The organism is Sphingobacterium sp. UBA6317 (assembly GCF_002440385.1).
In the GTDB taxonomy this organism is placed as follows: Bacteria; Bacteroidota; Bacteroidia; order Sphingobacteriales; family Sphingobacteriaceae; genus Sphingobacterium; species Sphingobacterium multivorum.
The window spans coordinates 35710-50447 of the sequence record NZ_DJTD01000049.1 but is presented as its reverse complement, the minus strand read 5'-3'; the positions used below and the strand labels follow the sequence as shown (position 1 = coordinate 50447).

The 14738-nt window shown below is 43.5% G+C and carries 6 protein-coding genes; 5 read left to right on the top strand and 1 reads right to left on the bottom strand.

What is annotated here, in order from left to right:
- Positions 1-22: 22 nt before the first annotated feature.
- Positions 23-952, bottom strand: coding sequence for a metallophosphoesterase (locus B3E92_RS17560; RefSeq protein WP_286897726.1), 930 nt, complete (start codon positions 950-952; stop codon positions 23-25).
- Between the two features lie 855 nt (positions 953-1807).
- Here B3E92_RS17560 and B3E92_RS17555 point away from each other — a divergent pair.
- From B3E92_RS17555 to B3E92_RS17535, 5 genes are all read left to right on the top strand, one after another.
- A complete protein-coding gene (locus B3E92_RS17555; RefSeq protein ID WP_046675883.1) occupies positions 1808-2398 on the top strand; it encodes a YdeI/OmpD-associated family protein in 591 nt (196 codons plus the stop codon).
- A 443-nt stretch (positions 2399-2841) separates the two neighbouring features.
- Positions 2842-6852: a hybrid sensor histidine kinase/response regulator transcription factor gene (locus B3E92_RS17550; RefSeq protein ID WP_286897724.1), complete on the top strand. Its 4011-nt coding sequence runs from the start codon at positions 2842-2844 to the stop codon at positions 6850-6852.
- Between the two features lie 182 nt (positions 6853-7034).
- A complete protein-coding gene (locus tag B3E92_RS17545) occupies positions 7035-9899 on the top strand; it encodes a TIM-barrel domain-containing protein (protein WP_286897722.1) in 2865 nt (954 codons plus the stop codon).
- A 27-nt stretch (positions 9900-9926) separates the two neighbouring features.
- Positions 9927-13064 (top strand): SusC/RagA family TonB-linked outer membrane protein, encoded by a 3138-nt coding sequence (locus B3E92_RS17540; protein ID WP_286897720.1) that lies wholly within the window; start codon positions 9927-9929, stop codon positions 13062-13064.
- Positions 13065-13076: 12 nt separating this feature from the next.
- Positions 13077-14705: a RagB/SusD family nutrient uptake outer membrane protein gene (locus B3E92_RS17535; protein WP_112374501.1), complete on the top strand. Its 1629-nt coding sequence runs from the start codon at positions 13077-13079 to the stop codon at positions 14703-14705.
- Positions 14706-14738: the final 33 nt, after the last annotated feature.

Genomic DNA, 14738 nt, shown 5'->3' with positions numbered 1-14738 from the left:
TTTTTAATCGCCCGATTGAGCCTTATTTGGATGATAATTTAAAAACTCTTGAACTGAGTCTACCCTGGCCTTTGATTTTGATTTCTTCCGGATAAAGCTCCAAAAGACCATAGGCATTGCTTGTAGGTGTTTCTATCATACCTTCCATGGTTACAAAAGGAATATTGTTTACCATCACATAATTGCCTTTATGATTATGACCGGAAAGTACCAGTTTAACTTCTGGGAATTTGTAGAGTATATCAAGAACTGGCCTATTATTGAGTGTTTCATAACCATTTTCTGGCAATAAGGGATGATGTGTCAATACGATCACATGCTCCTTATTTTTCCGCGCTCGGGCAAGTTCGTTTTGCAACCATAGGAGTTGTTTATGATCAACTCCGCCATTCCAGGGTTGCGTATTTTTCCTTCCGTCTGCCTGTAGGCTACCCACCAAGGTTTTCCATTCACGTTGGTCTGCTGAATTGGGCGTTGTGGCATATTCACTGAGCGCATTCGTATTTAAGAAAACAAATCGCCATTTCCCTTTTGTAAATGCGTAGTATTTAGCTGGCATCCCAAAAGTGGTGTGCAGAAGATCTGGTTTAGATACGCTGACATAGTCATGGTTGCCAAGTAGACAATACATCGGTTTTTTTAAAGGGTAGAGATGTTTTAACAATACAGGTAGATCTTTTGGACCTTCGTCGACAAGATCGCCAAGAACCAATGAAAAATCGACTTTATTGCGATTAAAGAAGTCTACAGCGGTATCGACTTTCATTAAAGAATTGTGGTAGAACCGGCTACCGTGGTCTGTTTTGTCTGCGTATTGCATATCGGCCATGATACCGATACGGAGAACCGGCCTGTTGGATTGTGCCATGCTGAATAAGCTTGGTAAAGAGCAGATGACGAATATGGAAAGAAACTTCCATTCCCGTTTGATTTTTAAACCAATCTGTTTCATTTTTTATAGCGTTTTAACATGTGTTTCTATGAGAATACAAGGTACTTGTTCTCTTCATGCTGTCTTATTGTTGATCCAGGTGTGCTTGAACGTTAGCCTCGAATAATTGATTATAATGTTATCACGAGTATACGGAGAATGGATTAGAGATTCAAATAAAATAAATACACAAACGTTTGTGTAAATTGATGAATCCCTAACGAATTATAAATGGCTGCCAACACATATAAACTATCGATCTTTTAGCTTATTGTAATACCGTAAATTGGCGATTGTCGTGTTTAACGAATAAAAGGTTTAGGTAGTTATGGTATTTTGATGCCAATTTATCTCGGAATTATACTTCCCGAATATTGGGCTTGTCGGAAATGTATTTATGAGGGGGCTATGGGTACGGATGCATGGAGGAAACTCCGTGCAGTGTTTTGGCGACAGTAAAGCGTTTGGTGAAGTGATTTTCCGGTTTTCGTCTTTTCTGGTTTCGGGGTTAACTGCTGCATTGATCTCAATTTCTTTAAGGGCTTGTTATCTGAAACGAAATGCAAAAAAATAAATGTTTTTTTTACCCTATTTGACGCTATCGATTTGGCGCCTACGAAAAGTGATCATCTGGCGAGTGAGGAAAAGTCGGTGTGTTTTTCGCAGTCTGCATACAGATTGTTCTACTCGTCATACTTATCCTAGTTCCAAAAAGGTACATTCTTAGAATTTAAGAAGGAAAATATTGGTGAACAATTTGGATTAACAAATGTGCTGAGCTTGTCCATATCCTTTTGGACAACAGTGATGATTAGCATTTGAAAAAGTCGTATTTTCACAATAGATAAATTCGATCTATTCCAATCGACAAAAACAATGATAAAACACCATGCAGAAGAAAGAGTCACTATTTACCTGAACACAAAGGAAGAGTGGCGGCTTTGGCTCGAAAACAATCATCAAATAGCACAATCAATTTGGGTGATCTGTAATACCAAAAAATCAAATCTACCAGTAGTCAGTTGGACAGAGCTGGTGGATGAAGCTTTGTGTTTTGGCTGGATTGATAGCACGAGGAGGCCGATTGATGCCTATTCATTTATGCAATTATTTAGTCGAAGAAAACCAAAGAGCACGTGGTCTAGAATTAACAAAGAAAAAGTTAAAAAACTAATCGATGCGAATCTGATGGCTCCAGCGGGGTACGCGGTTATAAAAATAGCACAAGAAAATGGCTCTTGGTCAATTTTGGACAGTGTGGAAGAATTAATTATTCCCGAGGATCTGGATGAAGCATTTCGACATTATGCTGGTTCAAAAGATTATTTTCTTGGGCTGAGTAAATCCGTCAAAAAAATGATGTTGCAATGGATTGTTCTTGCCAAAAGACCAGATACCCGCAAAAAACGCATTGATGAGATTGCCGCAAGAGCAGCAGAAAAAGATAGGCCTAAACAATTTCAGTAAAGGGATCATTTATCGAAATGAATCAGGCCTATAGCATTAGCTTTTGTCTTTTATAACTAATATTGCACGTTCTATGTAGCGTTGTTTCGCTTTTTTTTACGTTTTCCATCACTTCCTTATAAGTCAATTTCTTTCTTGGATTTTAACGATTGTTTAGAGTGGTTAAACGTATCAATTAATTTATACGAGTTCAACCAGTAGGAGGGGTTTAACTGGGGGGTAACAGGGGGTTAACAGGGGTATAACAGGGGTAAACCCTTGTTAACCCCCTGCTATATCCCTATAAAAATGGTGTTATTTAGGTTTAACTCACGAACTTGATCTCAATGTGGTAACCTAGTTTATAGGATAAAAAATATGGGGCTCATGCTAAAGCTTATATTAATAGCAACTTGATTTGCTGTATTTACTCAATTTTTGTATCATTGGGGAGATGATAACCAATGCAGCAGCTTAAGTCTTTTTTATTCGCTTATCTCCAACTCTTTCTTCTCCTTTTCTTAGGGCAATCTTCAGTTTGGAGCCAGGTCAATACGTATGCGTTTAAAACCTTAACTTCTGACCAGGGCCTGGTCCATAATCATGTCAATTGCGCACTCAGGGATAAGTACAATTACCTCTGGTTTGGTACCGAATCTGGCCTTAGCCGATTTGATGGAGCGCAATTCACAAATTTTCGCTATTCCGCTAATAAACGTACCGGGCTGAGTGGAAATTCGATTTCCGCAATCTTTGAGGGACCAGAAGGCAATGTATGGATCCGTACCAGCAACCGGATGAATGTGTATGATCAGCATTCAGGCATTATCGTCCAGCAGCTTGATTCCATACTGACCCGCTTAAAGTTGCCCGTCAAAGACGTACATACGATAAGACAGCTGGAAGGGCAGACCTTTGCACTATTGTATAGTGATCGTTCGCTGATCTTGTACGATAGCCTAAAGAAAACCTATCGTACTATACCGCAGTTGACCAAAAACAACCGAATAGCCGATGTGATAGCTGGGCAAGGGCAGACGATCTGGGTAATCTACGAAAATGGCCTGCTGGGTCACATTGATACGAAATCACTGCGAAGTACCAAAACTAGCTTATTGCCGATCAGCAATAAGCTGGTAAATTATAATCTATTTGCCGATCAGGATGGGGCGATATGGATCTTCTCAAAGGATATTCCAATCGGTGTATACTGGTTTGACCCGAAAGATGGATCAATTCAACACCTCCAAAAAGAACTATCCAATCCTTTTGTAGGTAATATCGTGCAAGATGATCAAGGGCATCTTTGGCTAGGAACTGATCATGGTGGTATCAATGTTTATGATAAAAAAACAAAAAGTGTACAGATCCTCGCTAACGATAAATATGATTTACGGAGCCTACCTTACAATAGCATAACGGCTTTATATCGGGATAAGTCAGGTATCATATGGGCGGGAACCTATAAAGGTGGCATCAGTTATTATCATCCCAAGCTGTTGTTATTCTCTTTAATCAGGAACTATCCAGGGCTTCCTAAATCGCTTCCCTTTGACGATGTCAATAAGTTTGTACAGGATCGAAAGGGTAATCTATGGATCGGGACAAACGGTGGGGGATTGCTCTATTATAATAGCAGTCAGAAAACATTCACGCAATACCTGCATGATCCTCAGGATCCCAACAGTTTGAGCTCCAACGTGATTGTTTCCTTATTGCTGGATACGGAAGATAAGCTGTGGATCGGAACTTATCGAGGTGGTATGTGTCGATTCGACGGCAAAAGTTTTAAGGTTTTCCACCGTGATTCGGCACCTGGAAAGTTGAACGACGATAGTGTATGGGAGATCTACGAGGATAGTCAACATCGATTTTGGATAGGAACCTTAAGTGCTGGCTTGTACCTGTTTGATAAAAAGACAGAACAGTTTTCGAGAGCGTATACTCGGCAGGGACAAACCATTAACAGCAATTATATCTCTGTCTTGTTTGAAGATTCAAAAAAACGGCTCTGGATCGGCACAGCGACAGGTTTGGCATTGTTGGCTCCCGACGACAAGATTAGCTATATGAATACATCCAGTTCGCCCATGAAACTTATGAATGATCTGATTTATGATATTAAAGAGGACAAAACTGGTCGTATTTGGGTAGCAACACAAGAGGGCTTGCATGTAATCGACGGTACAAAAGTAAGCTATCTCACACAGCAGGATGGACTCAGCGACGATGCGATCCTGGCGCTCTTGGTCGATAATCAGGGGGGAATCTGGGCTTCAACAAACAAAGGACTGTCGGCGATTGTCGGCAAAGGGCAGGCCGAGAAGTTCATCATCCGCAATTTTACAAGGGAATCAGGCCTTCAGGGGAATGTATTCAATGAAAACGCCGCTTTAAAAATGCGGGACGGAAGACTTGTCTTTGGTGGGCCAAAGGGATTCAATTTTATCGACCCTAAGAAAATTAGCAGCGAAAGTGAACTGGTCTTACCGCTTTTGTCCAATCTTTATTTATTTAACAAGCGGATAGCCGTAGGTGAGGAATTTTCGGGCCGGGTCATTTACGATCAAGCCCTGAATAATCTTAAAGAACTGAGTCTTCCTTACAACCTCAATGCCATTTCGCTGGAGTTCTCTACCTTTGACTACCTGCAACAGCATAATGGACTCTACCAATATCAGCTTGCTGGTCTAAGTGATGAATGGTTTGATTTTGAACCGGCAACCATGCGCGCCAATTTCACCAATCTAGACACCCGAAGCTACAATTTGTATATTCGGCACGCCATCGATTCGAATAGCTGGTCTGAGGGCGTGCTGCTCCTAACAATCGATATACAGCCACCTTTTTGGCGTTCGGCTTGGGCCTTTCTTTTCTATGCCAGCCTGTTACTGATCATCCTATGGGCTTATTTTTATTTGACAAAACTACGTGTCAAGACGCGCAATCAACTCTACCTCGCCCAGGAACAGGCTGCACAGGCAAAGGAACTGGATGCGTTGAAAACACGTTTCTTTACCAATATAAGTCATGAATTCAGAACTCCGATCAGTTTGATTCTAACTCCAGCGCAGCAGCTGCTGGATGAAGAGCAGCATCCAGAAAAAAAAGCCGACCTAAACTTAATCAAGAAGAATGCAGACCGTCTGCTTAAATTGGTCAATCAGCTGCTGGACTTTAGAAAATTGGAGAAAAGTGAGCTTGAGCTGAACGAAGCGTATGGGGACCTCATGGGATTTATCCGCGAAATGCTTGATGCCTTTGCGGGGATAGCGCAAAGCAATCAGATCTCGCTGCAGGTCAATATCGCTCCAGACACCTATCTGTCCTGGTTTGACAAAAACAAATTGGAAAGCATTATTTTCAATCTGATGTCAAATGCGATCAAGTTTAGCCCGGTATCCGGCATTGTGGCATTCCATGCCGAAGTCACTGAACACGAAACAGGAAAGATGCTGCGTATTGAAGTTCAAAATCAGGGTACAGCGATTCCCGAAAACCTACAAGCCCGCGTATTTGAACGTTACATGCAACTGGATGTGCCCAATGGAAAACTGAATCAGGGTACGGGAATCGGGCTTTCTATTGTTAAAGACTATGTCGAATTCTTGGGCGGAACTATCGCGCTAAGCAGCAATGTGCACTGGACGATTTTTAAAGTTCAGCTACCCATACATAAGGCCAAAGCGAGTGTCGATCCTGTCGAAAGCGATAAGCAGGATAAACCCGCTATTTTATTGGTCGAAGATGATATCGACTTCCTCCATTACCTGGAGCGGAGCCTGAGTTCAGCCTACCTAATCCACGCTGTGCAAAGCATCAATGATGCAAAATTGATCCTAAGCAAGCAACAGGTCAATCTGATCATCACCGATCTCAGCCTCCCTGGAGAGAGCGGACTGGAATTTTGCCGGTTTATAAAGGCCCAGGCCAAGCTGGTCCATATCCCTGTGCTGATTGTAACGGCCGTAGTCAATCAGAAAATTGAACTGGAAGCCTTGGAGTCGGGTGCTACAGATTATATCAACAAGCCTTTTAATATTAACCTGCTGCGTTCAAAATTAGCGCAGATACTCCATCAACAACAGACAATGGTAAAACGGTATAAAAAACAGATTAATGTTAATCTGACGCAGCCCGATATCGCATCTGCTGATGAACAATTTATCCGTGCGCTGGTAATGGAAATTGAACAGGATCTCAGTGACTCTTCGCTTTCTGTCGAACTGCTTGCCAAAAGAATGAACATCACGCGCGTAGGGCTTTATAAAAAGGTGCTTGCCATCACAGGCTATTCACCGATGGAATACATCCGACATATTCGGCTCAAACGTGCCATGCATCTGGTTCAGAACTCGAAATTATCGATGGCTGAAATTGCTTATGAAGTAGGATTCGGAAATCCGAAACAATTCAGCAAATATTTTAAATCTGCATTTGGTAACCTGCCGTCTTTTTATCGAAAAAGCTTGTAAATAAGAGAATTGTCGATAGTGTTTTCCGCCAGTATCCCCGCGTAAGTTAACAAAATAACCCCTAAAAGTTAACAAAATATACCCCTTATACAACCGGTTGCATTCTATATTTGATCTGTTCTTTCAATAGGAAAGGACGCGTAATAACCAAGGGAATATAATAACCAATAAATCTTATTTAAATGCGCAACTTAACGTACGCTTTAAGTGGTTTGATGCTCTTCGCAATCGTGCAGCAGGGATTTAGCCAAGCCAATAAAGCTCATTATGAAAAAATGCCTTCCGGTATTAAGGTCAGCTTCAAAAATTCGGAGACCTCCATTGATCAGGATATTTATTTGGATGTCGTAACCGACAAGATTGTGCGTGTTACAGCTGTTCCAGCTGGTGCAGTCTTACCGGGACAAACGAGCTTAGTGATCGTCGATTCACTGCGCCGGCAAGTAAAATCACTTGCGGTAAGCTCGACCGACTCTACGGTAAATGTACAAACGGCCAATATGCAGGCAGTGGTTTCCTTGATGAACGGCAAAGTGGAATTTTTTGACCTTAAGGGGCAATCCATCCTTAAAGAAGCAAAGCGGAATTCAAGTTCTTTTTTAGCTAATAGTTATCAAGGTGATGCATTTTATCACATTAACCAGGACTTTATTGTCAATGCGGAAGAGGGGATCTATGGACTCGGCCAACATCAGAATGCGGTGATGAATTATAACCGTGGCAAACAGGTTTCGCTGCTGCAGTACAATACAGAAATCGGAATACCCTTTTTACTGTCCACTAACAACTATGGCATTTTATGGCACAATTACTCCATTACAAAAGCGGGCGACGTGAGGCCGTTATTGCCTTTAAATGCTTTTAAGTTGCAGTCAAAAGAAGGAGAACCGGGTTGGCTCACGGCAACCTATGTAAATCGGAACAAGGACGAAGAAGTGTATCTATCCCGACCGGAATCAATCATTGACTATGGCTACCTAACAGATCAGCACAAATTTCCAAAGAGCGTAAAGCTGGCCGAAAGCAAAGTCATCTATGCCGGAAGTTTCTCTTCGCCCTATACTGGCAAACATGTGCTGCATTTTAAATATTCAGGTTATATGAAAGTTTGGATTGATGGCGAGCAGGTCGCTGACCGCTGGCGGCAATCCTGGAATGCGGGTACCTTTGAAATAGAAAGAGACCTGCAGAAAGATAAAACTTACCAGATCCGAATGGAATGGATACCTGATGGGGGCGAATCTTATTTTACCTTAAACTGGCAGAGCCCCATTCCAGAAGCGCGTAAAAACGTATTTTCCTTTAATTCAGAAGCTGGAGATGCCATTGATTATTACTTTGTACAGGGCGCATCAATGGATGAGGTCATTGCAGGTTATCGCCACTTGTCCGGCAAGGCACCGATTATGCCGATTTGGAGCTTTGGATTTTGGCAGAGCAGAGAACGTTACAAGACACAAGCGGAAATTGAGGAGGTCGCGGCTGAATTTCGCAAACGTAAGATTCCGATCGACAATATTGTGCAGGATTGGTCTTACTGGGCTGAAAACGACTGGGGGAGCCAAAAATTTGATGTAAAGCGTTTTCCAGACCCTCTGGCTATGGTGAAGAAGCTGCATGATCAGCACTTTAAGATCATGATTTCGGCCTGGCCCAAAATCAATGAAGAGTCATCGGTATACCAAGAATTTAAAGCCAACAAATGGATCTATCCGCGAAATATTTATGACGGCCGTAAAGACTGGATCGGAAAGGGCTATACCTCGACATTTTATGATCCTTTCAACAAAGCGGCACGCGATGGGTTCTGGAAATTGTTGGACAACAATCTTTTCAAAATTGGGATCGATGCTTGGTGGATGGATGCGAGTGAGCCAGATATTCACTCCAATATTGATCTGGATGAGCGTAAATCGGTCTTTCAGCCAGCTATAGGATCATCTGTTCGCTACTATAATGCGTTCCCTTTGCAAAATGCCAAGGGTATCTACGAGGGCCAGCGTGAAACAGATCCTAACAAACGGGTGTTTATTCTGACGCGATCCTTTTTTGCAGGGCAGCAGCGCTATGCGGCTGCTGCCTGGAGCGGCGATATTGCTTCGAGATGGCATGACATGAAAGATCAAATTGCCGGGGGCATCAATTTCTCGATGTCCGGTACACCTTATTGGACGATGGATGCAGGTGGCTTTTTGGTTGAAAACAGGTTTCACAAACCTGATGCGGCGGACTTGGAGGAGTGGCGCGAGCTGAATAGCCGCTGGTACCAATATGGGGCATTCTTGCCTTTATTCAGGGCGCATGGACAATATCCCTACCGCGAGCCGTATAATATCGCTCCTGTGGATCATCCGGCCTATAAAAGCATGATCTATGCGATCAATCTACGTTATAAATTACTGGCCTATAATTATAGTCTTGCCGCAAAGACTTTTTTTGAAGACTATTCGATGATACGTGGACTTGCCATGGATTTCCCTCAGGACAAAGATGGATTCGACCGCAATGACCAATACCTTTGGGGACCATCTTTGCTCATCAGTCCTGTCACTGAAAAAGGTGCGAGCTCACGCAAGATACACTTTCCAAAAGGAACCAGCTGGTATGATCTATACCGTGGCAAGATGGTAACAGGTGGGCAGGATCTGCTTGTTGCTGCACCATACGAACGTATCCCTGTTTATGTCAGAGCCGGAGCAATATTGCCTATTGGACCGGTCATGCAGTATACTGCCGAGAAAAAGCCGGATGTACTGGATGTCTATGTCTATGCGGGAGCAAACGGTCATTTTTCACTCTATGAAGACGAAGGAAGCAACTATAATTATGAAAAAGGGAAATATAGTCGCATTGATTTCAGTTATGACAATTCGACAAAGACGCTGTCAGTGGCCAACCGTCAGGGTGATTTCGATGGCATGCTGACCAAAAGAAAGTTCAATTTCATTTTTGTCAGCGACAGCAACGCCGTTGGACTGGATGTTTCACCAGCAAAACCCACAGTGGTAACCTATGCCGGTAAAGCCTTGCAGGTCAAATTAAAATAATAAAAACCAATTTATAAATCAAGAGATATGATAAGCAAACAATTGTTGAGCAGGGGCATGGCCGTCGTTGTCATGACCAGCGTAACCTCTTTGGTCTGGGCACAATCCTTTACCGGATCGGTTGTTTCGGCTGATTCAGGACTGCCGATCGGGGGAGCGAGTATCAAAGTAAAGAATCAGAAGATTTCAACAAGCAGTGATGAATCGGGCACGTTCGCACTGAAGGCCAGCACAGGGACAGTATTGATCGTTACCTACGTAGGGTACAAAACCGAAGAAATTACAGTGACTGGCCCCAATATGGTGATCCGCCTGCAGCCGCAAGCTTCCGATCTTGAAGAAGTGGTGGTTATCGGCTACGGTGTACAAAAGAAAAAATTGAATACAGGAGCCAACTTGAAGGTAGAGGGTGAAGAACTGCAGAAACGTAATCAATTAAACCCGCTGCAGTCGCTTCAGGGGCAAGCACCGGGTGTATCCATTACATCAACTTCCGGTCAGCCGGGAGCAGATATGAAGGTGGTCGTCCGGGGGCTGGGAACAATTGGCAATTCAGGCCCCTTGTACGTCATCGATGGCGTTCCGGGAGGGGATATTTCGGTCTTAAATGCGGCCGATATCCAATCTATCGACGTACTGAAAGACGCGGCTTCGGCCGCCATCTATGGTTCGCAGGCTGCCAATGGGGTTATTCTGGTCACCACTAAAATGGGCGCTGCGGGAAAAAATGTGGTGTCGTTTGATGGCTATACAGGCATTCAGAACGTTTCGCGTAAAGCAAAATTGCTGGATGCAGATCAGTACAAGGTGATCATGAATGAGCAATCACTGAATTCGGGGGCTGGGGTTATTGATTTTAACAGCATGGACGGTCTGGCCAATACCAATTGGATGGATTACATGTTTAAGGATAATGCAAAAATGGACAATTACAATGTTGCCCTGACTGGCGGCAATGAAAAATCCACCTACGCCTTATCGATGAACTATATTGGTCAGGAGGGAATTGTCGGTGGTAAAGATGTTTCCAACTATCAGCGTTATGGTTTCCGTACGAACTCGGAACATAAACTCTTCGATAACTTTGTGAAAATAGGTCAGCACCTTAACTTTAACTACATCAAAAATCGGGGCATCGGTGTAGGCAACCAGTACAATAATACCTTACGCGGTGCTTTTGCGACTTCGCCCTTGTCACCGGTGTACTCGGACAATGGCTTGTACGGAAGTCCTTTCAATGATACCTCCAATTCACCTTGGTACAATGGGGACAGCAATCCATATGGGGTGATGATGACCAATTCGAACAACGCCAATGATGGCCAAAAATTACTGGCGGATGTATTTGCGGAGATTGAGCCTGTCAAAGGCTTGAAGGTCCGGTCATTGCTGGGATTCAACTATTATGCTTCAGAATACAGAAGTTTTACGCCCTTATACCGCTTCTCCATCTACACCTACAACCAAAATCATACAACAACCTCACAGAACATGAGCAAAGGTCATACGCTGACCTGGACAAATACTGCTTCCTATGACTTTGATATCCATACGGATCATCGTTTTTCGGCTATGGTTGGTATGGAATCGCTACGTTACCAGGGAACTTACCTTTCGGGATCCAACTGGAATCTGCTTTCGCAGTTCAATGATTTTGCACATGCTTACCTGGACAATACCACAGGCCAGGCACACCTGGACGAAAAAGGTAATGTCGTCGAAACGCGTACCGTGTCTGGAAAACCAGAAAACATCACGCGTAGGGTATCCTATTTTGGGCGGCTGGGCTACAACTATAAGGAAAAGTACCTGTTGAATGCTACATTGCGTGCAGATGGATCTTCTAAATTTTCTCGCAGCAATCGCTGGGGATATTTTCCTTCGGTATCGGCGGGCTGGGTAATTTCTTCGGAAGAGTTTTTTAAAGAACATTTAGCGGCTGTAAACTTCTTTAAACTTCGTGCTTCATGGGGGCAAGTGGGTAACCAGGATATCGCTGATTTTCAATATGCGGCACCCATCAGTACCTCAACAGGCATTACATCCTCCAACCCCGGAGCACATTATGTCTTTGGAACGAGCAACAATAATATCGCCGGTGCTTATCCGAGCCGCTTATCCAATCCGAATCTGACCTGGGAAACTTCCGAACAGACCAATATTGGATTTGACGCCAAATTTGCGAACAGCCGCCTGGATGTTGTGGCCGATTTTTATGTCAAAAAGACGAAGAACTGGCTGGTTACAGCGCCCGTTTTGGCGACAACCGGTACGTTGCCCCCTTTTATCAATGGCGGTGATGTGAAGAATACAGGGGTGGAATTGGGCCTAAATTGGGCGGATAAGATCAATGAAGTCAAGTATCGTCTTGGGGTAAATGGTGCCTATAACAAAAATAAGGTGGGACAGATTCCGACTGAAGATGGCATTATCCATGGACAGACAGCCATGTTATACGATAATTCGGAAGAATTTTATCGTGCTGCAAATGGTCTACCCATTGGCTACTTCTGGGGGTATAAGACAGACGGCCTATTCCAGAACCAAGCCGAGATCGACGCCTGGAAAACAGCCGGGAAAGGTATCCTTCAAGCGGATGTGAAACCGGGCGATGTGAAATATGTAGACCAGAATAGTGATGGTATTATTAATGCCTCGGATAAGACAAATCTGGGTGTGGGCATGCCTAATTTTACTTATGGATTTAATATTGGACTGGATTATAAAGGATTTGATTTCTCGGTGAATGCCTACGGTTCCCTGGGAAACAAAATTGTACAATCTTACCGCAATCATGCCAATAAACAAGCAAACTATACCACGCGAATATTAGACCGATGGACCGGAGAGGGGACTTCCAGTACAATTCCCCGTGTTACGGAAACGAATGTCAATTGGCAGTTTTCAGACCTTTATATTCAGGATGGAGACTTTCTTCGGATCAGCAATGTGACCTTAGGTTATGATCTATCGAAGCTGATCAAATGGAAGTATGCTAATCAGATCCGCTTCTACGTTCAAGGACAAAACCTGTTCACGTTCACCAAATATGATGGGATGGATCCCGAGATCGGTTATGGAACCGATGGTTGGGTGTCGGGTATCGACCTTGGTTACTATCCAAGACCAAGGACTGTATTATTTGGCCTAAATGTTAAATTCTAAACACAAGAAATCATGAAAAAAACGAGCTATATCTATCATTCCATGTTATTTGGGTCCTTAATCTTAGGATCATGTTCATCCAGTTTTTTGGATGTCGAACCGATGACAAGCGTTTTGGAAAGCAATTTTTATAAAACCATAGCCGATGCTGACATGGCTTTGGTCGGCTGTTATGATGGTTATCAACGCACAACCTCCAATGGGAGCCAATCTTTCTATCTGACAGCAGAGGTGGCCGCCGACAATTGTTTTGGCGGAACAGGTACAACAGACGGTCGATCATTTCAGGCAATAGACCGTTTTGATATTGCGCAGTCCCAATCGGACAATAATATCTTTGATGGTACCTGGTCTGATTACTATGCGGGAATTTTTCGCTGCAATACACTCTTGGGAAAATTGGATGGCACTGATTTTTCAGGCAACACAACAGCGCGGGCACGTATTGAAGGGGAAACGAAGTTCCTACGGGCGACCATGTACTTTGATCTCGTCCGTCTATTCGAAAACATACCTTTGCTAACGAGCCCGACCAATGAGAATATTCCACAGTCGGATCCCAAAGCGATTTATCAACTGATTGTTTCAGACCTTAAATTTGCGGCTTCCAATATCCCAGCCACAGCTTACCCCAAGTCAGCTGCGGCAACCAATGATGGCCGGGCTACTCCATTTGCAGCAAAAGCGCTATTAGCCCGTGTTTATCTATTTTATTCAGGTTATTATGGTGGCGAGGATATCGGTGTCTCCAAAGCCGAAGCCCTGGCGGGACTGGAAGAGGTTATCGGTAGCGGCCAGTTTGCGTTGGTGGCTGATTTCAAAAATCTGTGGCCAGCAGCGAGTTATATCCCCAATGCAAGCAATAATACACTAGATATCTCCAAATATGCCGGCAAGGGAAATGCAGAGGTTGTATTTGCACAGAAATTCAACAATACATCGAACTACAACGGTTATGTTGATGGCAACCGCTGGGTCGTCTTTCTGGGCTTGCGCGGAAAAAATTGGTCGCCCTATGGCCAAGGATGGGGGGCATGTACGGTAAGCAAAAAGTTTTTCAATGAGTTTGACAACATGGATACGCGCAAAACCGCCTCAATTATTGATATCGATGGCGAGAACATCACTGGATTTGACCTCAAAGACCAGCGTGAGTATACAGGTTACACCATAAAAAAATACGCCCCCACGGCATTGCCGGATGGGACCACCAATACAGGTGGGGATAAGGATATGCAACTGTCCCAAGACCAGGATTACTTTGTCATCCGCTATGCTGATGTCTTGCTTATGGCGGCAGAACTCGGTTCCGCAAACGCGCAGAAATACTTTGATGAGGTAAGAAAAAGAGCTTATAAGACCAATTTTGTGTCGCTAGCAGTTTCAAAAAACAATATTCTGAAAGAAAGAAAATTTGAATTTGCTTTTGAAGGTATCCGCTATTGGGATGTATTGCGGCAGGGGCTGAATAATGCCGCCGCAACACTAGAAACAACAGAGGATGTGCTAAGTGGATCTGTACCCGAGAAGGTCATCGTGACTAAAGAGCGTTTTTTGACAACGAAAGGATTTATGCAAATACCCAATAAGCAGATTACCTTATCCAATGGTGTACTGAAACAAAATGCTGGATGGAACTAAACACAAGTATACGAGGACTCACTATTAGTTGAA

Coding starts and splice junctions, on each gene's coding strand:
- B3E92_RS17560 (WP_286897726.1), bottom strand. CDS start 952: ATGAAACAGATTGGTTTAAAAATCAAACGGGAATGGAAGTTTCTTTCC.
- B3E92_RS17555 (WP_046675883.1), top strand. CDS start 1,808: ATGATAAAACACCATGCAGAAGAAAGAGTCACTATTTACCTGAACACA.
- B3E92_RS17550 (WP_286897724.1), top strand. CDS start 2,842: ATGCAGCAGCTTAAGTCTTTTTTATTCGCTTATCTCCAACTCTTTCTT.
- B3E92_RS17545 (WP_286897722.1), top strand. CDS start 7,035: ATGCGCAACTTAACGTACGCTTTAAGTGGTTTGATGCTCTTCGCAATC.
- B3E92_RS17540 (WP_286897720.1), top strand. CDS start 9,927: ATGATAAGCAAACAATTGTTGAGCAGGGGCATGGCCGTCGTTGTCATG.
- B3E92_RS17535 (WP_112374501.1), top strand. CDS start 13,077: ATGAAAAAAACGAGCTATATCTATCATTCCATGTTATTTGGGTCCTTA.